Here is a 23,295-nt window from a genome sequence, read left to right as displayed (position 1 = left end):
GTTGCGTGACCGACGTCGAAGGCCTGGTGGTGTCCCGCGACGGCCGGGTGCTGCACGCGCAGCTGAGCAACCCGAAGCGCCGCAACGCGCTCACCGACACCTCGATGCGGGGGCTCGTCGAGCTGCTGGAGGCGACGCAGAACGACGAGTCGGTCGGCGCGGTGCTGCTCAGCGGCGAGGGCGGCGACTTCTGCAGCGGCTTCGACATCGTCGGCCGGAACTCCGGAGGCGGTGAGCGGCCGCGGGTGGGTGCCATCCAGCGCCGGCTGCCCTCGCAGGCGCACCGGCTGATCCCGCAGCTGTGTGCGCTGCAGGTGCCCGTGGTCAGCGCGGTCTCGGGCTACGCGGTGGGGCTCGGCATGCAGCTCGCGCTGGCCAGCGACTTCGTCGTCGCCGACGCGACCGCCACGTTCTGGCAGCCGTTCATCAGCCGGGGGATGACGCCGGACGCCGGCGCCACCTGGCTCACCACGCGCGCCGTCGGCCCGCTGCGGGCCCGCCAGCTGCTGCTGCTCGGTCGCCGGCTGGACGCCGGCACCGCCGCCGAGTGGGGGATCGTGCACGAGGCGGTGCCGGCCGGTGAGGCGGTCGACCGGGGCATGGCGCTGGCTGCCGAGCTCGCCGCCGGGCCGACGGTGGCGCTCGGGCTCACCAAGGCCCTGATCAACTCCGCCGCCGACTCCACGCTGGCCGCGCAGCTGGCGGCCGAGGGCTTCTCGCTGGAGCTCTCCTCGCGCAGCCCCGACTTCAAGGAGGGCCTCGCCGCGTTCGTCGGCAAGCGCCCGCCGGAGTTCACCGGCCGATGACCACTGCTGAGAGGGCGGACATGGAAGCGCTGACGGCGACGGAGCGGACCATCCCGGCGATGCTCTTCGCCAGCGCGGAGCGGTACGCCGACTCCGTGGCGGTGGCCGACGGCGACGTCCGGCTGACCTACGCGCAGCTGCGCGACCAGGCGCTGGAGTTCGGCCGGGGCGCGCTCGCGCTGGGCGTCCGGCGGGGCGACCGGGTCGGGCTGTGGGCGCCCAACACGCACCGCTGGATGGTCGCCTCGCTCGGGCTGCACCTGGCCGGCGCCACCGTCGTGCCGCTGAACACCCGCTACCGGGGGTCGGAGGCGCGGGAGATCCTCGCCCGGGTCCGCGCCCGCTTCGTCGTCGTCCAGTCGGGGTTCCTGGGCTACGACTACGCGACCGCCGCGCTGGAGGCACTCGACGGGGACGAGACCGGCGACGTGCTCGCCGACCTCACCGTCGTCGACCTGGCGGCCGACCGCGGGGACGCCGGCCGGCGGGTGCTCGGCCGGGAGGACCTGCGGGAGCGCGCCGCGACGGTTCCGGAGGACCGCATCCGGGCCGCCGCGGAGGCGGTGCAGCCCGACGACACGAGCGAGATCATCTTCACCTCGGGGACGACCGGCCGGCCCAAGGGCGTGCTGATCCAGCACGGCCCCGCGCTGGACCTCTACGCCACGTACGCGCAGGTCTGGGGCCTGCGGGAGGGCGACCGGTACCTCGTCGTCCTGCCGTTCTTCCACACCGGTGGCAACAAGGCCGGGATGATCGTCAGCCTGCAGCACGGGCTCACCGTCGTCCCCATGGCGGTGTTCGACGCCGACGAGGCGCTGCGGCTGATCGAGACCGAGCGGGTGTCGATCATGAACGGCTCGCCGACGATCTACTACGCGCTGCTGGAGAGTCCGAAGCGTGAGTCGACGGATCTGTCGTCGCTGCGGCGGGCGGCCACCGGCGCGGCCGTAGTGCCGGTCGCGCTCATCGAGCGGTCGCGGGTGGACCTGCCCTTCGAGCGGCTCGTCACCGCGTACGGCATGACCGAGTGCATCGGGACGGCGACCATGTGCCGGGACGGCGACGGCGACGACGTCATCGCCAACACCAACGGCCGCGCCGTGCCCGGTGTCGAGCTGCGCGTGGTCGACGCCGGCGGCCAGGACCTGCCGCCGGGGGAGTCCGGCGAGGTTCTCATCCGCGGCGCCAACGTGACCCCCGGCTACTGGGAGGACCCGGCCGCGACGGCCGCCGCCATCGACCCCGACGGCTGGTTGCACTCCGGCGACATCGGCCACCTCGACGCCGCCGGCAACCTCAAGATCACCGACCGGCTCAAGGACATGTTCATCGTCGGCGGGTTCAACGTCTCCCCGGCCGAGGTGGAGCAGGTGCTGGCCCGCCACCCGCTGGTGTCGGAGGTGGCCGTGGTCGGCGTCCCCGACGAGCGGCTGGGAGAGGTTCCGAAGGCCTACGTGGTGCGCCGCCGCGGCGCCGAGGGCACCGCCGAGGAGCTGATCGCCTGGGCCAAGGAGCGGCTGGCTAACTTCAAGGTGCCGAGGTCGGTCGAGTTCGCCGACGACCTGCCGCGCAACGCCAGCGGCAAGGTGCTCAAGCGCGAGCTGCGCTCCGCCTTCGGTGGCTGAGCCCGCAGCGTGGCCGTTGTCCCCGCTGCCGGCCGTCGTGGACGGCGCGGTCACGGTCCGGATCGGCCCCGAGGTGTCGAACTCGCGCGGCGCGCTGTTCGGCGGCTGGTGCCTCGGGCTGGTCACCGAGGTGGCGCAGCAGGTCACCGGCCGCCGGCTGCGCGACCTCTCGCTCACCTACCTGCGGCCCGCCCCGGCCGGGAGCGACCTCACCGTGCGGGCCGAGGTGCTGGGCCCGGCGGGATCGCTCGCGTCGGTGCGGATCGAGGCGCTGACCGGCGGCTCCCCGGCGCTGGTGGCCACGGCGGTCACCGGGCCGGTCGCTGCCACTCCTGAGGGCCTCGTCGCGCCGTCGGTCCCGCCGCCGGCGGAGTGCCCGCCCCGGACGTGGCTGACCGGGCCCGGCACCGGGACGTCGGTGCTGCTCGACGTCCGGCTGGCGGCCGAGCAGCTGGACGTGCGCGCCGGCGGCCGCGCGCTGCTGTGGGCGAGCCTGCGCTGCCCGGTCGCCGACGAGGTGCGGCTCGCGGTGGTGAGCGATCACGTGCCGTACCTGCTGCGGCGCGCGCTCCCGGAGGTCGCCGGGGTGGCGACCGTCGCGGCGACGCTTCGGTCGGCGGGTGTGCCGCTGGGGGAGTGGGTGCTGCTCGAGGTGTCGCTGGTGGCGGTGGACGAGCGGCTGGGGGTGGGCCGGGTGTCGATGTGGTCCGACGGCCGGCTGGTCGGGACCGCCGAGCAGACGGCGCGGCTGTTCGCCCGCCGGGCCGCGCCGTGACCGGTCTCGAGGGGCGGGCCGTTGTGGACGGCGGCGCGAACGCCTGACGTTCTTCCCCGTCGGGCCGCAGAACTGTCAGACCTCGAACGTATGTTCGGTCCATGTCGCGGATGACCGGTACCGCCTCCCTCGCTGAGGGAGCGCTGATCGACTGGTCGATCAGCAAGCCGGTGAGCTTGCCGCGGTTGCCGGTGGAGCTTCTCGACCGGGTGCAGACGGCGGCGGAGTTGCAGCGGGTCGTGTCCCAGCGGGCGATGCTCGCGGCGTACGAGGCGGAGCTGGTCCTGAGCCTCGCCGACGCGTCCCCGGAGCACGACGATCCACCACCGGGCACGCGGGGCGCGCGGTCGTCGTGGGGTGCGGAGACGCGGTTGCCGGGGGTGTCGGAGTTCTTCCCTGCCGAGCTGTCGATGGTGCTGAACTGCGGTCGCGGTACGGCGGCGAAGCTGGCGGTGCGGGCGCACACGTGGCGCGAGGGGCTGCCGGGCACGTTCGCGGCGCTGGCCGCGGGGGTGCTGGATGAGCCGCGGGCGAAGGTCCTGGCCGAGGTGTTGGAGCAGGCGGCGCCGGAGGTGGCGCGGCGGGTGGAGGCGCAGCTGTTGCCGCAGGCGGTGGAGTTGTCGGTGGGGAAGCTGCGGAAGCGGGCGGAGGCGTTGCTGGCCGGGGTCGATCCCGATGGGGTCGATGAGCGGCGGGCGGAGACGCAGAAGGCCGCGGATGTGCGGATCTATCCCTCGACGCGGCAGGGGATGGCGATGGTCGCGGTCGAGTTGCCCGCGGACGAGGCGGCGGCGGTGCATGACGCGTTGACCCGGTATGCCGGGATGCAGAAGTCCGATGGTGACGTGCGGCCGATCGGTCTGCTGCGGACCCGGGTGTTCGCCGATCTGGTGCTGCGGCCGTGGGACGTCTCCCGGCCGCCGGTGACGGCGCAGCTGCAGGTCATGGCGTCCTTGAACTCTCTCGCCGGCACGTCGTCCGAGGCCGGTGAGGTGAGCGGGCTGGCGATCACCGCCGGCCACCTCCGCGAACTGCTGCGCCGCCTGGACGCCCTCGGTGTCCAGCCACCGGGGGGCGGGTCGGTGACGCTGGGTCTCACCGACGACGACGGCGTCCTGCTGGGTACCTGCACGCTCGATCAGCTGCGGCAGCTGGCGCGGCGCGGCTGCCCCTCGCATCCCGAGGAGGACTGTGGGTGTGCGGTGCTGGACCGGCCGGCGGCGGTCGAGTCCTACGGCCCGAGCCGGCCGCAGCAGCGGTTCGTGCACACGCGTGACCGCACCTGCCGGTTCCCCAACTGCGGCCAGCGCGTCGGGTGGGCCGACGCCGACCACGTCATCCCGCACGGCTGCGGTGGGGCGACCGACTGCAGCAACCTCTGTTGCCTGTGCCGCAGCCACCACCGGCTGAAGACCTTCGCCCCCGGCTGGCGCTTCGAGATGAGCGACGACGGAGTGCTCACCGTGACCACACCGTCCGGGGTCACCCGCACCACCCGACCACCCGGGATGCGACCACCACCAGAACCCGACCAACCCGAGGCGCCACCCGAACCGCCCGGCGCCGACGAGGGGGCGGAGAGGCCCGGGCCGCGGCTGGGCACCCTGGATCTGATCCGGCGATGGCGCCCGAGACCGCCCGGTAGTCCCAGCCCCTGGGCGCAGGACCCGCCGCCCTTCTGACCGCGTCGCGTCCGCGCGCCCGCGGCGGAGTCAGCCGCCGTACGGGCGGGTGATGATCTCGAGGAAGTGCCCGTCGGGGTCGCACCAGTAGACGCCGCGGCCGCCGTCGTTCGTGTTGATCTCGCCCGGCCGGTGCTGGAAGGGGTCCGCCCAGTACTGCAGACCGCGCTCCTGGATCCGGCCGAGGATCTGGTCGAACTCCTCCTCGCTCACCAGGAACGCGTAGTGGCGGGGCTGGACGCTCTCGGTGTCCTGGAAGTCGAGCGAGACGCCGTTGTCGAGGTCCACGACCGCGAACGGCCCGAATGCGGTGGGCGCCGGGCGCCCCAGCAGCTCGGCGAGGGTGGTCGCCGAGGCCCACCTGTCGCGGGCGCCGACGATCGTGTGGTTCAACTGGACGGGCATGGGCTGCTCCTCTCCGGAGGGCACGAGCACAGCACACGACGAGGCCGCCCGGGAGGCGTCGGCGCGCGCGGGGCCGCGGGCATCGGGAGCGGCGGAGGGACGACGGCCCCTGGGCAGCCCGGCACCGGACGAGGACCCTCCCAGAGGTGACCACCGCGGGAGCCGCCGCACTCGCCGAGGGCCGGGTCGCCCTGCGGCTCGGCGACGCCGCGCGGGCGCGGCGGGCGCTGGAGCCGTTCGACGGCGAGGACGCTTCCGGCGACGTCGTCGAAGGCCTGGCGCGGGCCGCGTACCTCGAGCTCGACTTCCCCCGCGCCGTCGAGGTCTGGGAGCGGGCGTACGCGGCGCACCGGCGCGACCCTGACCCGGTCGGCGCCGTGCGGGTGGCCCGGACGCTGTCCTGCCTGCACTTCATGGTGCTCGGGGACCGGTCGGTCGCGGCCGGCTGGCTGGCCCGAGCGCAGACCCTGCTGGCCGGCACCCCGGGGTCGCGCGAGGCCGGATGGGTCGCCCTCGACGTGGGCATGTTCGAGAGCGACCGCACCCGGAAAGAGGACCGCTACCGGGAGGCGCTCGCGATCGCCCGGCGTACGAAGGACACTGACCTGGAGGTGGTGACCCTCGCCTACCTCGGCGCCTCGCAGGTCCACGCGGACCGGACGAGTGCGGGCATGGCGCTGCTCGACGAGGCGCTCGCCGCGGTCCTCGGCCGCGACGTCGACGACTTCTTCGTCGTCGAGGAGGTCTTCTGCCAGCTCTTCTCGGCCTGCGAGTACGCCGGCGACGTCGCCCGGGCCGACGAGTGGATACGCCTCGGCGAGCAGATCGCCCAGCAGCGCCGGCTGCCCGCCGTCTCCGCCTTCTGCCGGACCCACTACGGCGGCGTGCTCACGGCGGCGGGCCGGTGGCCGGAGGCCGACGCCGCGCTGACGGCGGCGGTGCGCCTCTGGGGCCTCGGCCGACGGTCGTGGCTGCGGACCGGCGCCCTCGTCCGGCTGGCCGAGCTGCGGGTCCGGCAAGGCAGGATCGACGACGCCGCCGAACTGCTCGCCGAGGTCGACCCGGGCGTCGACGCCGCCGCCGCGCGTCCCCTCGCCGAGGTGCACCTGGCGCGGGGGGAGACCGAGCTGGCGGCGGATGTGCTCGAGCGAGCGCTGGCCGACGACCCCACCCACACCTCGGCGACCCTGCTGTGGGCGCTGCTCGCCGAGGTCCACCTCGCCGCCGGCCGGCCGACCGAGGCCGCTGCCGCGGCCGAGCGGGCGGCGGCGTGCGCACCACCGGGCAGCAGCCCGCACCTGTGCGCCGCGGCGGCGCTGGCGAGGGCACAGGTCTGCCTCGCGGCGGGGACCGGGGACCCGCAGGCATGCCTGCGGGCGGCGCTGGCCGGCTTCTCCCGCGCGCAGATGCCGATGGAGCTGGCCCGGTGCCGGCTGGTGCTCGCCGGCAGCCTGCGGACCGACCGGCCGGCGGTGGCGCTGGCCGAGGCCCGGGCGGCGCTGGCGGCCTTCTCCCTGCTGGAGGCGTCGCGGGACGCGGCGGCCGCCGCGGCCCTGCTGCGCTCGCTCGGGGTCCGGCCCGCCACGCCGGCACGGGCCGACGGCCGGCTGACCAGGCGCGAGGAGGAGGTGTTGGAGATGCTCGGCCACGGCCTGACCAACCCCGAGATCGCCGCGCGACTGTTCATCAGCCGGCGCACCGTCGAGCACCACGTCGCCGCCGTGCTCGCCAAGCTGGGTCTGCGGAACCGGGCGGAAGCCGCCGGTCACGCCCTGCGCACGGTCCCGGGGCACAGATAGGCGAGTTCACCGATCCCGGCCCCCGCCCGGCGGGCCACCGTCGTCCCCACCACCGGAGCGAGGAGGACGACATGGCCACCGACAGGACCGACCCGTACGACGTGATCGTGGTGGGGGCGCGGTGCGCGGGCGCCCCGACGGCGATGCTGCTGGCGCAGGCCGGGCACCGAGTGCTGCTGGTGGACCGGGCGGCCGTGGGCAGCGACACCGTGTCCACCCTGGTGATCCACGCGCCCGGGGTCGCCGCGCTGCGGCGGTGGGGACTGCTGGATGCGGTGACCGCGGGCGGGTGCCCGCCGATCGACACCTACTCCTTCGACTTCGGCCCGTTCACGATCGCCGGCACCCCCCGGCCGTACGAGGGCGGCTCCACCGCCTACGCGCCCCGGCGCACCCACCTGGACCGGGTGCTGGCCGAGGCGGCCGCTGCGGCCGGTGCGGAGGTGCGGGACCGGTTCTCGGTCGACGAGCTCCTCCGGGACGACGACGGCGCGGTCGTGGGCATCCGCGGGCACGGGCCGGGAGGTAGCCCGCTGCACGAGCGGGCGCGGGTCGTGGTCGGGGCCGACGGCGGTCACTCGCGGGTGGCCCGGGAGGTCGGCGCGGAGGAGTACCTCACCCGGCCCACCGGCATGTGGGCCGCCTATACCTTCTGGAGCGGGCTGCCCGTCGAGGACTTCGGCACGGTGTCCCGGCCGGGCCGCGGGTGGGCCGCGATCCCCACCAGCGACGGGCTCACCCTCGTCGGCGTCGGCTGGCCGGTCGCCGAGGCCGCGGCCTACAAGGCCGACGTCGAGGCGAACTACCTGGCCACGCTGGACCTGGTCCCCGGGTTCGCCGAGCGGGTGCGCGGTGCCACCCGGGAGGACCGGTTCTTCGGCGCGGCCGTGCCGAACGCCTTCCGGAAGCCCTTCGGCCCGGGCTGGGGCCTCGTCGGCGACGCCGGGTACACGAAGGACCCGATCACCGCCCAGGGCATCAGCGACGCCTTCCGGGACGCGGAGCTGTGTGCCGCCGCCGTGGACGAGAGCCTGCGGGGCGTGCAGCCGTTCGCCGAGGCGATGGCCGCCTACCAGCTGGCGCGCGACGTCCGGGCGATGCCGATCTACGAGTTCACCGCGCAGCTCGCGACGCTGGAGCCGCCCGCGGCGGAGGTGGCCCAGCTGCTGGCCGCGGTCTCGCGGGACCAGGGGGCGATGGACGACTTCGCGGGCGTGACCGCCGGGACCGTGTCCCCGGTGGACTTCTTCGCACCCGAGAACATCGGGGCCATCATGGGCGCCGCCGCTGCGCGCTGACCACGTGGTCACCCCCCTCGGGCGCGAGACGAGCGGCGAGCTCGGCGCGGGAGCCGACGTCCAGCTTCGTGTAGACGTGCCGCAGGTGGTACTCGATCGTCTTCGGGCTGAGGAAGAGGGCCGCGGCGGCCTCCCGGGTGGTGCTCCCCGCGGCGAGCAGCCGGGCGATCTGCTGCTCCTGCGGGGTGAGGGACTGCAGCGGGCCGGCGGCCCGGCGGGCGGCGGTCACGCCGGTGGCCCGCAGCTCGGCCGCGGCGCGGTCGGCCCACGGCCCGGCGCCCAGCGACTCGAAGCCGGCCAGCGCGGCGCGCAGCGGCCCGCGGGCGTCGGCCCGCCGCCGCGCGCGCCGCAACCGGGTGCCGTGCGCGAGGCGCGTGCGGGCGGTCTCGAAGACGTCCGGGGTCCGGACGTGCAGGGCCAGCGCCTCGGCGAAGCGGGCGTCGATCTCGGCGTCGGGACAGGTGAGTCCCGCCGCCCGCGCGGCCCGGGCCATGGCCCAGGGCTGCCCCTTCCGCCCGGCGCGGGCCGTGTACGCGGGGACGAGCCCGGCCGCCCGATCCGGCCGGCCGGCCGCGACCAGGGCCTCGACCAGCTCCGGCACGGGGGAGAGGTCGACGTCGTCGACGCCCCGCTCGGCGAGCAGCGCGACCAGCTCCTCCAGCCGGTCGATCGCGGCAGCGGTGCGGCCGGCGCCCAGGTCGAGCTCGCCGAGGGCCCACAGCGACCAGGCGGTGAAGACGCCGAGGTGCTGCTCCCCGCAGAGGACCCGGGCCTCCTCCGCGTGCGCCCGGCAGGCGGCGTCGCGGCCCTGCCGTGCCTCCAGCCAGGCCAGCCCGGCGAGGCAGATCGCCAGGTCCGCCGTCAGCCCCGCCTCGCGCGCCAGGGCGATGCCCTCGCTGTAGGAGACCTCGGCCTCGTCCCACGCGTCGGTGGTGGCCCGGTCGCGGGCCACGAGGAAGAGCAGCAGCGGCAGGCGCCCGATGTCGGTCCGGCGGCGCAGCTCCTCGACGACGGCCGACACCAGGTCCCGGCCGGTCGTCCGCTCGCGCAGGAACAGCGGGCCGGTCACCAGCAGCGGCGCGAGCCGGGGGTCCCGCGCGATCGCACCGTCCGCGGTCGCGGCCAGGGTCGCCGTCCGGATCCGGTCGGCGCCGCCCCGGCCGGTCAGGACCCCGGCGACCCCGCTGGCCATGGTGGCCACCCACGCCGCGGCCGGGCCGACGCCGCCGTCGAGCAGGCGGTCCAGCGCGTCCGCCGTGGGGCCCAGCGCGGCCGCGTCCCCCAGCAGGAAGCAGGCCAGGACGGCGTCGGCCAGCAGCAGCACGGCCGCGTCCGGATCGGTCCCCTCCGCCTCCGCGCCCGCGGCCAGGAGGACGTCGCGGGCCTCCTCGACCGCGCCGGTGCGGGTCGCGACCGCGCCGCGCAGCGCGGCGACCCGGATCCGCAGCGCGGGGGAGCGGGGCAGCCGGTCGGCCTCGGCGAGCAGCGCTGCTGCAGCCCCGGCGGCTCCGGACTGCTCCGCGGACTCCGCGGCGGCGACGAGCCGCTCGGCCCGGTCGGCCGGGTCCGGGCTGAGCCGGGCCGCCCGCTCGGCGGCGGCCGCGGCGACGGCGTAGGCGCTCCGGTCGCGGGCCCGCCCCGCCGCGGCGGCCAGCGCGGCGGCCGTCGGCTCGTCCGGGCCGAGTGCGGCCTCGGCCAGGTGCCAGGCCCGCCGGTCCGCGTCGCCCGCGTCGAGCGCGTCCGCCAGCGCCCGGTGCACCGCGCGCCGCTCGCCCGGGGTCGCCTCCGAGTACACGGCGGACCGCACCAGGCTGTGGCGGAAGGCCAGCCGCCCCGCGGACATCGTCAGCAGCCCGGCCGCCTCGGCCTCCTCGAGCGCGGCCGCCGACGTACCCAGCGCCCGGCACGCGCGGTCGACCGCGTCCACGTCGTCGCCGGCGGTCGCGGCCACCAGGAGCGCGGTGCGCGTCGCGGCGGGGAGTCGGTCGGCCCGCAGCGCGAAGACCCGGGCCAGTGAGGCGGGCACGGGGACCGGGGCGGCGGGCAGCAGTGCCGGCAGGCCCAGCCCGCCGGCGGCCAGCTCCGTCAGCGCCAGGGGGTTGCCGCCGGTGGCCGCGTGCAGGTGCTCGGCCACCCCGCCGTCCAGCCGGGAGCCGGCGGGGCCGAGCAGCGCCGCCACCGCCTCCAGCGGGAGCCCGCCGACCGGCAGCAGCGGCAGTGCGGCGGCGGTCAGGGCGCACGGCTCGTCGGGGCGGACGGCGGCCAGGAGCGCCACGGGATCGGCCGCGAGCCGCCGGGCCGCGAACGCCAGCGCCTGCGCCGACGGCTGGTCCAGCAGGTGCGCGTCGTCGAGGACCACGGCCAGCGGCGCGTCCTCCGCCGCCCGGCTGAGCAGGCTCAGCGTCGCCGCGCCCACGGCGAAGCGGTCCCCGGCCGGCCCGGGCCGCAGGGCGAGCGCCGCGGCCAGAACGTCTGCCTGCGGTGCCGGTATCCGGTCCAGGTGGTCCAGCACCGGCCGGAGCAGCTGCAGGAGCGCGCCGAACGGGATCCCGGACTCCGACTCCGTGCCGGCCGCGCGCAGCACGCGCATCGGTCGCTCGACGCTGCGGGCGGCTGCGACGGCGTCCTCGAGCAGGGTGGACTTCCCGATCCCGGCCTCGCCGACGAGCACCAGCGCCCCGCCCTGGCCGACGCGGGCGGCCGCCAGCAGCCCACCCAGCAGGGCGCGCTCGCGGTCGCGGCCGACCAGCATCCGCCGAGTCTAGGGAGAGCCCAGGGGGGTGCCCGGATGCGACGACGCGGTGCCGGGGACGAGCGTCGTCGCCGTTCCCAGACCACCTCACCGGAAGGCCCGTCGCATGACCGCCACCGAGATCCCCACCGCCCGCGCCATCGACCCCGACAAGCTGATGGGCTTCGTGTTCAAGGCCGTCGGCGAGGTCGGCGCGACGCTCAACACCGCGCTCGTCGTCATGGGCGACCAGCTCGGCTACTACCGGGCGATGGCCGACGGGACGCCCACGACGCCCGCCGAGCTGGCCGAGCGCACCGGCACCGACGAGCACTACACGCGGGAGTGGCTGGCCGCCCAGGCCGCCGGCGAGTACGTGACGTACGACCCGGCGACCGGCCGCTACACGCTGCCCGCCGAGCAGGCCGCCGCCCTCACCGACCCGGCCAGCCCCGCCTACCTGCCCGGCTTCTTCCAGATCGCCCACGGCACGACCCGTGACGCGCACGAGGTGCTCGCCGCGGCCCGGAGCGGCGACGGCCGCGGCTGGCACACCCACAACGCCGACGTCCACGACGGCTGCGAGCGGTTCTTCCGCACGATGTACAACGCCCACCTGATCGGCGAGTGGCTGCCGGCCCTCGAGGGCGTGGCGGCGAAGCTGGAGCGAGGAGCGCGGGTGGCCGACGTCGGCTGCGGCCACGGCGCCTCCACGGTCCTCATGGCCCAGGCCTTCCCGCGCTCGACCTTCGTGGGCTCGGACTACCACGCGGGCTCGATCGAGATCGCGCGTGCCCGGGCGGCCGAGGCCGGCGTCGGCGACCGGGTCACCTTCGAGGTCGCCCCGGCCACCGGCTTCCCCGGCCGGGACCACGACCTGATCACCATGTTCGACTGCCTGCACGACCTGGGCGACCCGGTCGGGGCGGCGCGGCAGGTCCGCGCGGCGCTGGCCGACGACGGCACCTGGCTGGTCGTGGAGCCGCAGGCCGGTGACCGGGTGGAGGACAACCTCAACCCCGTGGGCCGCGCCTACTACGGGTTCTCGACGCTGCTGTGCACCCCGGCCTCGCTGTCGCAGGACGTCGGCCTGGCACTGGGCACGCAGGCCGGGCCGGCGCGGATCCGCGACGTCGCCACCACGGCGGGGTTCACCCGGTTCCGCACCGCCGCGCAGACGCCGTTCAACAACGTCTTCGAGATCCGGCCGTGACGGCGCTCGACGACACCCGCGGGACGGCGCCGCACGAGCAGACTGCCGGGGTGGTCCACCACCCCGGCAGGGCGGTCGACGCCGACCGCACCGGTGTCGTCGAGCGCGACGGTGTCCCGCTGGCCTACGAGGTCGTCGGGGAGGGGCACGCGACGACGGTGCTGCTGCTGCCCACCTGGTCCATCGTCCCGTCCCGGTTCTGGAAGGCGCAGGTCGCGCCCCTGGCCCGCCGCTTCCGGGTCGTCACGTTCGACGGCCGGGGGAGCGGCGCCTCGGGGCGGCCGGAGGGGGCGGCGGCCTACACCGATGCCGAGTACGCCGCCGACGCCGTCGCCGTCCTGGACGCGACGGGCACCGACCGCGCGGTCCTGGTGGGCTTCTCCTGCGGCGCCGCCTGGTCGGTGCACGTCGCCGCCGGGCACCCGGACCGGGTCCAGGGCGTGGTGGCGATCTCGCCCTCGTGCGGGCTGTCGGTCGCCGCGCCCGACCGCGAGCGGTACGCGTTCGACGGCCGGTACGACACCCGCGAGGGCTGGGCGGCCTACAACCGGCACGCCTGGCTCGACGGCGGCTACGCCGACTTCCTCGACTTCTTCTTCGGGCGGATGTTCCCCGAGCCGCACTCCACGAAGCAGATCGAGGACTGCGTCGGATGGGGGCACGAGGTGTCCCCGCAGACCCTGGCCGACACCGTCGCGGGCCGGCTCGGTCTCGACGGCGCGGTCGCCGAGCCCCTGGAGCCGCTCTGCGCCCGGGTGCGCTGCCCGGTCACGGTGCTGCACGGCACCGACGACCGGGTCCGCCCCTGGCAGATCGGGGAGCGGCTGGCCGCGCTGACCGGTGGCTCGCTGGTGCTGCTGGAGGGGTCCGGCCACGGGCCGCCCGCGCGGGACCCGGTGCGGGTCAACCGGCTGATCGAGGAGTTCGTCGACCGCGTCGTCCCCCCGCCGGCCCGGCGGACGACGTGGACGCGGGCCGCCCGGCGCGGTCCGCGGGCCCTGTACCTCTCCTCGCCGATCGGGCTGGGGCACGCCCGGCGGGACGTCGCCATCGCGCAGGAGCTGCGGTTGCGGCACCCCGACCTCGCCATCGACTGGCTGGCCCAGGACCCGGTCACCCGGGTACTGGCCGACGCCGGGGAGACGGTGCACCCCGCGTCGGCGGCGCTGGCGAACGAGTCCGGGCACATCGAGGCAGAGTCCGGGGAGCACGACCTGCACGCGTTCCAGGCGATCCGCCAGATGGACGAGATCCTCGTCGCGAACTTCACCGTGTTCACCGACGTCGTGGCCGAGCAGCGCTACGACCTGGTCGTCGCCGACGAGGCCTGGGACGTCGACCACTTCCTGCACGAGAACCCGGAGCTGAAGCGGTTCGCGTTCGCCTGGATGACCGACTTCGTCGGCTGGCTGCCCATGCCCGAGGGCGGCGGCCGGGAGGCGGCGCTGACCGCGGACCTCAACGCCGAGATGATCGAGCAGCGGGCCCGCTTCCGGCGGGTCCGCGACCGGTCGGTGTTCGTCGGCAACCCCGACGACGTCGTGGACGGCGACTTCGGACCCGGCCTGCCGAGCATCCGCGACTGGACCGCGGAGAACTATGACTTCGCCGGGTACGTCACCGGCTTCGACCCGGCACGGCTGCGCGGCACCGAGGAGCTGCGCCGGGAGCTGGGGGTCCGGGCCGGTGAACGGCTGTGCCTGGTGACCGTCGGTGGGTCCGGCGTGGGCGGCTCGCTCCTGCGGCGGGTCCTGGACGCCGTCCCGCTGGCCCGGCGCCTGGCCCCCGCGCTCCGCTTCGTGCTGGTCGCCGGCCCCCGGATCGACCCGGCCGCGCTACCGGAGGTGGACGGCGCGCGGGTGATGGGCTACCTGCCGGAGCTGCACCGGTACCTGGCCGCGTGCGACGTCGCCGTCGTCCAGGGTGGCCTGACGACGTGCATGGAGCTGACGGCACTGCGCAAGCCGTTCGTCTTCGTGCCGCTGCGCCGGCACTTCGAGCAGGCCTTCCACGTCCGCCGCCGGCTGGAGCAGTACGGCGCCGGCCGCTGCCTGCCCTACGAGCAGGCCGCCGAACCCGACGCGCTGGCGGCGGCGGTCGTGGCGGAGCTGGGCCGGGAGGTCGACTACCGCCCGGTGGAGACCGACGGCGCCGCTCGCGCGGCCGCGCTGCTCGCCGAGCTGCTCTAGCGCCCGACGGCGCGGCGTCGGCGTGTCCGGTAACGGTTCGGGCAGCGGCGCCGCACCCGCTTGCGGCTCCCACAGTCGCGCCGGGACCGTTCCGGTACCGGCGGCGGAGCACCGTGGCCGGGCCCCGCAGCCGGACCGGGGGAGTGGTCGCCGTGGAGTGGTTGGCCGTCACGAGCATCGGTTTCCTGGCCGCCACGGCGGTGGTGATCGCCCTGGGCCGGAGGTCGACCGCGCGCTGGGAGCGGGAGTCGGCGGGCCGCCGTCGACGTCGGCCGGCCGTCGTCCGGCGGCGGGTCACGCGGTTGCGGCGCACGGGCGGCGACCGGAGCCCGAGCGCCCGCTGACCGGGCGGGGCGGCCGCGTCGCGGACGTCAGCCGCCGGCCAGCAGTGCCCTGATGGCGTCGAGCGTGTCGGCCTCGGCGGTGGTCTTGTCCGGGCGGTAGCGCAGCACCCGCGCGAAGCGCAGCGCGACGCCGCCGCGGTACCGGGTGCTGCGCTGCGCCCCGTCGACGGCGACCTCGACCACCAGCTCCGGCCGCAGCCGCACGCCCCAGTCGGGCCGCTCGACGGCGTACTCCGGGAAGGTCGCGGTCTGCCAGGCCAGCAGCTCGTCGGTCATGCCCTTGAACGTCTTGCCGACCATCACCGGCTCCCCGCCGTCGGGGTCGCGCGCGGCCAGGTGGATGTTCGACAGGGACCCGGTCCGCCGCCCGTACCCCCACTCGGCGCCGATCACCACGAGGTCGAGGGTGTGCACCGGCTTGACCTTCTGCCACGCCTTCCCGCGCCGGCCGGCGGCGTAGGGGGCGTCCAGCGCCTTGACGACGACGCCCTCGTGCCCGGCCGCGAGCGCGGAGTCCAGCACGCCGGCCGCCTGCTCCGGGGTGGGCGAGCGGACGCCGGGCATCCGCAGCGGCGCGTGCTCCTCGGCGGCCAGCAGCTCCGCCAGCGCGTCGAGCCGCACGGCCAGCGGCTCGTCGAGCAGGTCCCGGCCGTCGAGGTGCAGGACGTCGAAGAGGAACGGCGAGAGGACGACGGCCGGATCCGGGGAGTCGCTGCCGAACCGGCTCATCGTGTCCTGGAAGGCGCGGGGGCGGCCGTCGTCGTCCAGGGCGAGGGTCTCCCCGTCGAGGACGGCGGTGCGGCACGGCAGCGCCCGGATGCGCTCGACCAGCTCGGGCACGCCGTCGGTGACCTCGCGGAGCGTGCGGGTCCAGACGCGGACGTCGTCCCCGTCGCGGTGCACCTGGATCCGTGCGCCGTCCAGCTTGTGCTCGACCGTGACGTCGGTGCTGAGGTCGGCGAGCGCGGCGTCCAGCGACGAGCCCGGGCTGGCCAGCATCGGCCGCACCGGCCGGCCGACCCGCAGGGTCTCCGCCTCCAGCGCGGCGACGCCACCGCTCAGCGCGGTGGCCGCGGTGGCGGGCACGCTGCCGGTCAGCATCGCGGCCCGCCGGACGGCGGCGGCCGGTACCTCGGCGGCCAGGGCGACGGCGTCGGCCAGCACCCCCTCCAGCGCACCCTGGCGGAGCTCGCCGGTGAGCAGCCGGATGAGGAACCGCTGCTCGTCGGCGGTCGCGGCACCCAGCAGCCCGGCCAGGACGGCGTCGCGGCGGGCGACCGACCCCGCGCCCGAGGTCCCGGCCAGCTCGGTGAGGGCGGTGTCGACCGCGTCGACGGTCAGCCCGGGCTCGGCGGCCGCCTCGTACGCGGCGCGGGTGAGGGTGCGCCAGCCGAGCCCGAGCCGGCCCTGGCGCGGTTCCCCCGAGAGCCACGCGGCGACCGGCTCCACCTCGCCCGGGCCGGCCACCCGGAGCAGTGCAGCGAGGGCCGCCGACTTCGCGGTGCGGGAGCGGGTGGCCGCGACGGCCCCCGACGCGGCGACGACCTCGGCGAACAGCACCGCGTCATCGTCCCAGCGGGCACCGACAGGTGCCCGCTGTCGTCAGCGGGCGGCGGCCACCTCGGTGCGGGCGTGCGACGCGACGAAGGAGCGCAGCACCGGGTAGATGCCGGTCGTCCACCCGGAGCCGCTGAAGACGCCGTAGTGGCCGACCCCGGGCTGGAGGTGGTGCCGCTTGCGGCCGGCCGGGATGCCGGTGCACAGGTCGTGTGCCGCCGCGGTCTGGCCGGGCGGGCACATCTCGTCCTTGCCGCCCTCGACGGTGAGCAGCGCCGTCCGGGTGATCGCCGCGGGGTCGACCGGCCGGCCGCGGTGGGTGTACCGGCCGGTGGCCAGGTGCTGGTCCATGAAGACGCGCTCGAGGGTCTCCAGGTAGAACTCCGCGGGCACGTCCATGACCGCGCCGTACTCGTCGTAGAAGGACCGGGTGCGGGCCGCGGCCTCCGTGTCGCCGTCGACGAGGGCGCGGTAGAGCCCGAGGTGGGCCTTGAGGTGGCGCCGCGGGTCGAGGGACATGAACGCCGACAGCTGGGTGACGCCGGGGTAGACCCGGCGGCCGGCGCCGGGGGCGGGCGCGGGCACCGTCTGCACCGCCCACCGCTCGAAGGACGCCAGCGAGCGGCGGGCCGCCAGGTCGTTGACCGGCCCGGGGTTGACCCGCGTGTCGACCGGGCCGGCCATCAGCGTCAGCGTGGGCGGGGTGGCCGGGTCGCCGTCGGCGGCGAGCAGGGCCACGGCCGCGAGGACGGGGACGGCGGGCTGGCAGACGGCGACCACGTGGGTGTCGGGGCCGAGGTGCCGCAGCGCCTGGAGCACGTGGTCGACGTACTCGTCGAGACCGAAGGGCCCGTGCCCGACCGGGACGTCGCGGGCGTTCTCCCAGTCCAGCGCGTAGACGTCGTGGTCGGCCAGCAGGGTGCGGACCGTGGGCCGCAGCAGCGTGGTGAAGTGCCCGGACATCGGTCCGACCAGCAGCACCCGGGGCTGCCCGGTCACCGCGGGCCGGTCGAAGTGCCGGAGGGTGGCGAACGGGGTGCGCAGCGCCGCCCGCGGGTGCACCTCGACCGGGCGGCCGCCGACCACGACCTCGTCGATGCCCCACGCGGGCCGGGTGTGCGTGGGAGCGGCGTGCGCGAGGATCTCGCAGGCGGCGCGGACGCGGCGCAGGGGCGGCCGGCCGGGCACCGGCGCGGGCAGGGCACCGAGCGCCCGGGCGGTCAGCCCGGAGGCTCTCCGGAGCGGGGTGCTGGCCCGTCGTTGCAGCTCGTAGGCCTGGTAGAGCATCGCGTCGATCCGTCCTCGGTGCCGTCGGTGGGTGTGACCCCGGTTACTACTCGACGGTAACCTCCGTGCCCGGGAGGCGCGCGGTCAGCGGCCGGGGCTCAACGGCAGGCGCACCCGGAGCACCGTCTCCTCCGGGCGGACGTCGATCTCGATCTGCCCGTGGTGCCGGGCGACGATGCGGTGGGAGATATCGAGGCCGAGCCCGATGCCCTCGCCGACGGGCTTGGTGGTGAAGAACGGGTCGAAGGCGTGCTTCTGCGTCTCGGCGTCCATCCCCCCGCCCGTGTCCCCGATCTCGACCAGCACGCCGGACGGCACCCGGCGGGTCGACACCCGCAGCGTCCCCCGGTCGGCGGCGTCCTCGCGGGTCATGGCGTCGACGGCGTTGGCGATCAGGTTCGTCCAGACCTGGTTGAGCTCGCCCGCCGCCGCCTCGATCGCCGGGACGTCGTCGGCGTGGTCCCGGACGACCGTGATCCCCGGCGGGATGCGGGAGGCGAGGATCGTCAGCGTGCTCTCCAGCCCCTCCGCGACGTCCGTCTGCTGCACCGTCGCCCGGTCCAGCTGCGAGTAGGAGCGCACCGCACCCACGAGACCGGAGATCCGGCCGGTGGACTCCTTGAGCTCGGTGAGCAGCCCGGCGGCCACCAGCGTGCTCGCCACCCACTCCACGCCGGGCTCCAGGGCTGCGCCGGGGAGCGCGCCGGCCGCCCGGTCCAACCACGGGACGTCGACGCCGGCGCCGGCGAGCGTCGGGGCGAGCTCCCACTCCCGGCCGACGCCGTGCTCGGCCAGCCAGTCCGCCACTTCGTCCTCGCGGTCGGACAGCGCGATGCCGCCCAGCGGGGTCGCCGGCGCCTCGATCTCCCGGCGCAGGCCGTCGAGTGCGGTGAACTGGGCGGCCGTGACGGACCCGGCGGCCAGCCGGCCGAGGGTCGACAGCAGGACGTCGCAGGCCGACGACAGCTCGTCGACCGCCTGCGACGCGGCCGCCGCCGGGTTGTTGATCTCGTGGGCGAGCCCGGCGGCCAGCGTGCCGAGCGCGACCAGCGACTCGCGCTGCCGGGCCACGAGCTCGAAGGTGCGCGCCGTGCGCACGAACCCCTCGATGAGGTGCACCCCGAGGGGGAACCGGTCGCTCGACCACGCCCGCAGGGCGGTGGCCGGCACCCGGAGGACCCGCCCGGCGGAGGTCGCCCGGCCGGTGGCGACGTAGACCCCCTGCTCGTCCCAGGCGCGGAACCCGCCGGCCCAGCGCCCCGGCACGTCCATGGCGCCGAGCAGCAGCTCCTCGCGCCCGACGTGGCGGACGAGGTCGAGGCTGCCCTCGACGAGGACCAGCCAGTCGTCGGCCGGGCGGTTCTCCGAGAAGAGCACGTCACCGGGGGAGAAGCGGACCTCGGCACCGACCGCCAGGAGCTCCCGCAGCTGGTCGTCGGTCGTGCCGTCGAAGAGGCCGAGCCGGCGCAGGTCGCCGACGTCGAGGGCGGTCGGGGTCGTCATGGGTCCCTCCAGCTGGCACCCCCCGCGCCCCCGAGGACGGTGGGAGGAGTCGTTCCGGGTCGGCGAGCCTAGCGGCGGCTACCGCTCGCCGGGGTAGGGCGGAGCACTGTCGGCCACGACCGCGCCGCGCTGCCCGATCGGCCGCTCCGGGCCGACGGTCGAGTCGCGGACGGTCTCCTTCTCCGCCTCGGCGTTGACCGCCGCCCCGGCGATGACGAGGAAGACGCTGAGCCACAGCCAGAACATGCTGATCGCCACCCCGGCCAGGGAGCCGTAGGTCGACTCGTAGTTGCCGAGGCTCTGCACGTAGGCGAACAGCCCCAGCGACGTGACCAGCCACAGCAGCGTGGCCAGCCCGGCCCCGGGGGTGATCCACCGCCAGCGCGCGTCGTGCCGGTCCGGGGCGTACCGGTAGAGGACCGCCAGCGCGGCGGCCATCACCGCGGCGGCGGCCGGCCAGGCGAGGAGGTGCGCGGTGGTCCGGACCGCACCCGGCGCCCCGGACAACGCGCGCGAGACGAGGCCGCCGCCGGCGATCACGGCACCCACCAGCAGCGCCCCGCCGAGGACCAGCACCAGGCCGATGCCGCTGCGCCGCAGGAAGCCCCGCGTCTCGGTCTCGTGGTAGGCCAGCGTGAGGGCGTCGACGAGGTAGGTCGCGGCGGTCGTCGCCGTCCACAGCGCCACCAGCAGGCCGCTGATCCCGCGCCACGTCAGGACGTCGCCCGAGGCGGTGGTGATCGTCGTCAGCTGGTCGGCCACGATCGGCTCGAGGTCGTCGGGCAGCGACGAGGCCATGTCGGACAACTGGGCCAGGGCCTGCTCGGGCGTGTTCAGGGCGCCGTACAGCGACAACGCCGTCACCAGCACCGGCGCGATCGACAGGACGGCGAAGAAGGAGATGCCGGCGCTGGCCACCTGCAGCCGGTCGGACAGCACGTGCCGGACGGTCCGGCGCAGCACCCGCCGCCACTGGGCGGCCCGCAGGTGGTGCGGCCCCGTCGCGTCCGTGCCGCGCCGGGGCGGGGACGGCGGGGCATCGCCGCCCCGCGACGCCCTGCTCTCGGCCATGCGAGCAGCGTTCCCCACCGGGGGAGCGACACGCGCGGGTCGGGAGTCCCGGGTTCAGCCGGCGGCGAGCCGCCCCACGAGCGCGACGGCGCCGGCCAGGTCCAGGGGTGCCCCCTCGGCCAGCGCGTCGGCCAGCTGGTCGGCCTGGAGGGCCTCCTCGGTCGACGCGACGTACCGCTGCCCGTCCAGCAGGTCCATCTGCACCGGGTCGTATCCGACGAGGCGCGCGTTGGTCCGGACGGCGCCCAGCAGGACGGCGGCGTCGCGCGGCCGACCGGCGGCGGCCAGTGCGCCCACCGAGGTGAGCAGCCCGGCCATCGTGCTGGTGACGTCCTCCTCCTCGGTCGTCAGCGCCAGGATGTCCACCATCGAGGTGAGGGCCTCCTGTGGCCGGCCGGTGTCGACGAGCACCTTCGAGGCGATCCACAGCGAGGAGACCTGCGCCCACGTGTGTCCGAGGTCCGCGGCCAGCCGGGCGGCGCGGTCCAGTTGGACGAGGGCGCCGTCGGTGTCCCCGGTGACGCGGGCCAGCTGCCCGAGCGTCATCGCGACCTCCGCCTGCACCCACTCCAGGCCGGTCAGCCGCGCGAGCTCCTGCCCGCGGGCGACGTCGGCCGCGATCGCCGCGTCGTCCCCGCCGAACAGGGTGTGCACGAAGCCGCGCAGCACCAGGGCAAGGGGGAGCGCCCGGTCCCCGGGGTCGGTGCCGTCGCCGGCGATCTCGTCGCTGCGCGCCAGGATCGACTGGACGTCGCCGACGAGGTAGGCGAGCAGGCCGTCGCCGAGCAGCGCCGCGTTGCGGACGGCGCGCGGGGCGTCGGGGGCGGCGTCCAGGGCGGCGCCGAGCCAGCGGCGGCCCTCCTGGACGTGCCCGCGCCGGAACCACCACCAGCTCAGCGCCCCGCCGATCCTCAGGGCCACCTCGCCCTGGCCGGCGCCCAGGGCGTGCGCCATCGCGGCGCGCAGGCCGGACTGCTCGGCGTCCAGCCGCCGGGCGCTGGCGTTCCACCGCGGCCCGCGCAGCGTCGTCTCGAGCTCGGCGGTCAGCGCCACGACGAACGCCGCGTGCCGGTCGCGCAGGCGCCGGCCCTCCTCCCGGGTCAGCGTCTGCTCGGCGTACTGCCGGAGGGTCTCGAGCATCCGGTAGCGGCCGGTCCCGTGGTCCAGCTCGACCAGGGACTTGGCGACGAGCACCCGCAGCAGCGGCAGCGTGGCGCCGTCGACCTCCGGGCCGGCGACCGCGGCGACGGCGTCGGGCCCGAAGGTGCCGGGCAGCACCGACACCGCGCGGAACACGGCCAGCTCGGCCGGGGTGAGCAGGTCGACGCTCCACTGCACTGTGGCGGCGAGGGTGCGCTGGTGCGGCGCGGCGGTCCGCCATCCGCCGGACAGCAGCGCGAACCGGTCGTCGACCCGGGCGGCCACCTCGGCCAGCGGCAGCGTGGTGAGGCAGGCGGCGGCCAGCTCCACCGCCAGCGGCAGCCCGTCGAGCGCGGTGCAGAGCTCGCGCACCTGCTGCAGCTCCTGGGCCGACGGGGTGGACAGGTGCGGCGCGGCGAGCCGTGCGCGGTCGAGGAAGAGCTGCTCGGCGTCGCTGCCGGGGGCGCCGGTGGGCATCGGCCCGCACGGCTGCACCGTCTCGCCCGGGACGCCCAGCGGCTCCCGGGAGGTGGCGAGCACCTGGAGATCCGGGCAGCGGGAGAGGAGCGCGGCCCCGAGGGCGGCGGCCGCCTCGACGACGTGCTCGCAGTTGTCCAGCAGGAGCAGCAGCGGCCGCCCCTGGACGGCGGTGGCGACGGCTCCGAGCGGGTCGCCGGCGGTCAGGCTGACCCCGAGCACCGTGGCGACCTCGGCGGCGACGAGCTGCGGGTCCTCGATCCCGGCCAGCTCGACCAGGGCGGCCGGTGGCGATCCGGAGGGGCGCCGGCGCGCGGCCTCGAGGGCGAGCCGGGTCTTGCCGCTGCCGCCGGGCCCGACCAGCGTGAGCAGCCGCTGACCGGCGAGGGCGGAGGCCAGCGCGCCGAGCTCCTCGCCGCGGCCGACGAACGCGGTCAGCGGCACCGGGAGGGGGGCGATCGGCACGGCTGCCGGCGCGGGATCCGGGACGGCCGCCGCGGGGGCGGGGACGGCGGCCCGCGGCGGGGCGGCGAGCTCGCCGTCCTGCCGGAGGATGCGGCCGTACAGGTCCTGCAGGGCGCGGCCCGGGTCGACGCCGAGCTCGTCGGCCAGCAGGGCGCGGCCCTCGGCGTAGGACTCCAGCGCCTCGGCCTGCCGTCCGCTGCGGTAGAGGGCGAGCATCAGCGAGGCGCGCAGACCCTCGCGCAGCGGCTTGGCCCGCACCAGCTCGTTCAGGTCGTCGACGATCTCGGCGTGCCGGCCCAGGCGGAGGTCCAGGTCGGCGGCCAGCTCGCGGGCGTCCAGCCGCAGCTGCTCCAGCCGCTCCGACTCCTCGGCGGCGAAGGCGGCGGACACGTCGGCGTAGGCCGGGCCGCGCCACAGCGCGAGACCCTCCCCGACGGCGGCGCGGGCGGCCTCGACGTCGCCGCGCGCGTCCAGCTCCCGGGCCGAGCGCAGCAGCCGGGCGAAGCGGACGGCGTCCACGTCGTCGGAACCGACGGCGAGCAGGTACCCGGGGTCGCGGGTCAGCAGCAGCGTCCAGCCGCCGGGCGCGGTGTCGGGCTCCAGTTCGCGGCGCAACCGGGAGATCAGGGCCTGCAGGGTGTTCGAGGCCGACGCCGGCGGCTGCCCGCTCCACACGCGGTCGGCCAGCACGTCGACCGGGACGGTGCGGCCGGCGTCCACCAGCAGGGCGGCCAGGGTGGCGCGGTGCCGGGCGGTCTGGCCGGGCAGCAGCCGGTCGTCGCGCCGGATCTCGACGGGACCCAGCACCCGGAAGGAGGTCGTGCTCATCGGCGCGCAGCCTAGGGGCGGCAGGTCACGGCGCGGTGACCTGCCGCGCAAGCGTTCGGCAAGGACCGGCCAAGCGGGTGCGCCGAGGCTCGGACCG

The 23,295-nt window shown here is 76.3% G+C and carries 16 protein-coding genes; 9 read left to right on the top strand and 7 right to left on the bottom strand.

The features are described from left to right. Positions 1-5: 5 nt before the first annotated feature. From N555_RS0118800 to N555_RS0118785, 4 genes are all read left to right on the top strand, one after another. Positions 6-806 (top strand): enoyl-CoA hydratase/isomerase family protein, encoded by an 801-nt coding sequence (locus tag N555_RS0118800; RefSeq protein ID WP_029433038.1) that lies wholly within the window; start codon positions 6-8, stop codon positions 804-806. Then, a complete protein-coding gene (locus N555_RS0118795; protein ID WP_081866352.1) occupies positions 803-2,434 on the top strand; it encodes a FadD3 family acyl-CoA ligase in 1,632 nt (543 codons plus the stop codon). The genes N555_RS0118800 and N555_RS0118795 overlap by 4 nt, the downstream gene beginning before the upstream one ends. Continuing rightward, positions 2,427-3,209: an acyl-CoA thioesterase domain-containing protein gene (locus N555_RS26215; protein WP_081866351.1), complete on the top strand. Its 783-nt coding sequence runs from the start codon at positions 2,427-2,429 to the stop codon at positions 3,207-3,209. Before N555_RS0118795 ends, N555_RS26215 begins: the two co-directional genes overlap by 8 nt. Before the next feature lie 101 nt (positions 3,210-3,310). Next, positions 3,311-4,891: an HNH endonuclease signature motif containing protein gene (locus N555_RS0118785; protein WP_156036427.1), complete on the top strand. Its 1,581-nt coding sequence runs from the start codon at positions 3,311-3,313 to the stop codon at positions 4,889-4,891. A gap of 30 nt (positions 4,892-4,921) precedes the next feature. Here the strand turns inward: N555_RS0118785 and N555_RS0118780 are convergent, their stop codons facing one another. Beyond that, a complete protein-coding gene (locus N555_RS0118780) occupies positions 4,922-5,296 on the bottom strand; it encodes a VOC family protein (RefSeq protein ID WP_029433035.1) in 375 nt (124 codons plus the stop codon). 146 nt (positions 5,297-5,442) lie between these two features. On the opposite strand from N555_RS0118780, the gene N555_RS26210 reads away from it, so the two are divergent. Next, entirely contained in the window at positions 5,443-7,095 is a 1,653-nt protein-coding gene (locus N555_RS26210; protein WP_051684233.1) for a helix-turn-helix transcriptional regulator, read from the top strand. Positions 7,096-7,166: 71 nt separating this feature from the next. Then, positions 7,167-8,393: an NAD(P)/FAD-dependent oxidoreductase gene (locus N555_RS0118770; protein ID WP_029433033.1), complete on the top strand. Its 1,227-nt coding sequence runs from the start codon at positions 7,167-7,169 to the stop codon at positions 8,391-8,393. On the opposite strand, the gene N555_RS0118765 is transcribed toward N555_RS0118770, so the two are convergent. Beyond that, positions 8,368-11,145, bottom strand: coding sequence for an ATP-binding protein (locus N555_RS0118765; protein WP_029433032.1), 2,778 nt, complete (start codon positions 11,143-11,145; stop codon positions 8,368-8,370). The two genes, N555_RS0118770 and N555_RS0118765, sit on opposite strands and share 26 nt — an antisense overlap. Before the next feature lie 106 nt (positions 11,146-11,251). On the opposite strand from N555_RS0118765, the gene N555_RS0118760 reads away from it, so the two are divergent. The 3 genes from N555_RS0118760 to N555_RS0118750 all read left to right on the top strand — a co-directional run bounded on the left by N555_RS0118760 (position 11,252) and on the right by N555_RS0118750 (position 14,870). Next, a complete protein-coding gene (locus tag N555_RS0118760) occupies positions 11,252-12,337 on the top strand; it encodes a class I SAM-dependent methyltransferase (RefSeq protein ID WP_029433031.1) in 1,086 nt (361 codons plus the stop codon). Then, complete coding sequence (locus tag N555_RS0118755) at positions 12,334-14,526, top strand: alpha/beta fold hydrolase (protein WP_197029079.1); 2,193 nt, start codon at positions 12,334-12,336, stop codon at positions 14,524-14,526. Before N555_RS0118760 ends, N555_RS0118755 begins: the two co-directional genes overlap by 4 nt. Positions 14,527-14,639: 113 nt before the next feature. Further along, positions 14,640-14,870, top strand: a complete 231-nt coding sequence (locus N555_RS0118750) for a hypothetical protein (protein ID WP_156036426.1) — start codon at positions 14,640-14,642, stop codon at positions 14,868-14,870. A gap of 27 nt (positions 14,871-14,897) precedes the next feature. Here N555_RS0118750 and N555_RS0118745 read toward each other — a convergent pair whose 3' ends face one another. The 5 genes from N555_RS0118745 to N555_RS0118725 form a co-directional block, all read right to left on the bottom strand. After that, positions 14,898-16,430: an ATP-dependent DNA ligase gene (locus N555_RS0118745; RefSeq protein ID WP_029433028.1), complete on the bottom strand. Its 1,533-nt coding sequence runs from the start codon at positions 16,428-16,430 to the stop codon at positions 14,898-14,900. Positions 16,431-16,472: 42 nt separating this feature from the next. After that, positions 16,473-17,714: a polyhydroxyalkanoate depolymerase gene (gene phaZ, locus N555_RS0118740; protein ID WP_029433027.1), complete on the bottom strand. Its 1,242-nt coding sequence runs from the start codon at positions 17,712-17,714 to the stop codon at positions 16,473-16,475. Positions 17,715-17,798: 84 nt separating this feature from the next. Next, positions 17,799-19,217, bottom strand: a complete 1,419-nt coding sequence (locus tag N555_RS0118735) for a sensor histidine kinase (RefSeq protein ID WP_029433026.1) — start codon at positions 19,215-19,217, stop codon at positions 17,799-17,801. Positions 19,218-19,295: 78 nt separating this feature from the next. Further along, positions 19,296-20,288 (bottom strand): YihY/virulence factor BrkB family protein, encoded by a 993-nt coding sequence (locus tag N555_RS0118730; RefSeq protein WP_029433025.1) that lies wholly within the window; start codon positions 20,286-20,288, stop codon positions 19,296-19,298. A gap of 54 nt (positions 20,289-20,342) precedes the next feature. Next, a complete protein-coding gene (locus tag N555_RS0118725) occupies positions 20,343-23,198 on the bottom strand; it encodes an AfsR/SARP family transcriptional regulator (RefSeq protein ID WP_051684232.1) in 2,856 nt (951 codons plus the stop codon). Positions 23,199-23,295 lie beyond the last annotated feature (97 nt).

Source organism: Blastococcus sp. URHD0036, assembly GCF_000701365.1.
Taxonomy (GTDB): domain Bacteria; phylum Actinomycetota; class Actinomycetes; order Mycobacteriales; family Geodermatophilaceae; genus Trujillonella.
Note: the sequence above shows the minus strand (reverse complement) of the source record. Positions and strands in the feature narration are given on the sequence as shown.

Coding starts and splice junctions, on each gene's coding strand:
- N555_RS0118760 (WP_029433031.1), top strand. CDS start 11,252: ATGACCGCCACCGAGATCCCCACCGCCCGCGCCATCGACCCCGACAAG.
- N555_RS0118780 (WP_029433035.1), bottom strand. CDS start 5,296: ATGCCCGTCCAGTTGAACCACACGATCGTCGGCGCCCGCGACAGGTGG.
- N555_RS0118735 (WP_029433026.1), bottom strand. CDS start 19,217: ATGACGACCCCGACCGCCCTCGACGTCGGCGACCTGCGCCGGCTCGGC.
- N555_RS0118770 (WP_029433033.1), top strand. CDS start 7,167: ATGGCCACCGACAGGACCGACCCGTACGACGTGATCGTGGTGGGGGCG.
- N555_RS0118765 (WP_029433032.1), bottom strand. CDS start 11,145: ATGCTGGTCGGCCGCGACCGCGAGCGCGCCCTGCTGGGTGGGCTGCTG.
- N555_RS0118730 (WP_029433025.1), bottom strand. CDS start 20,288: ATGGCCGAGAGCAGGGCGTCGCGGGGCGGCGATGCCCCGCCGTCCCCG.
- N555_RS0118795 (WP_081866352.1), top strand. CDS start 803: ATGACCACTGCTGAGAGGGCGGACATGGAAGCGCTGACGGCGACGGAG.
- phaZ (WP_029433027.1), bottom strand. CDS start 17,714: ATGCTCTACCAGGCCTACGAGCTGCAACGACGGGCCAGCACCCCGCTC.
- N555_RS0118725 (WP_051684232.1), bottom strand. CDS start 23,198: ATGAGCACGACCTCCTTCCGGGTGCTGGGTCCCGTCGAGATCCGGCGC.
- N555_RS0118785 (WP_156036427.1), top strand. CDS start 3,311: ATGTCGCGGATGACCGGTACCGCCTCCCTCGCTGAGGGAGCGCTGATC.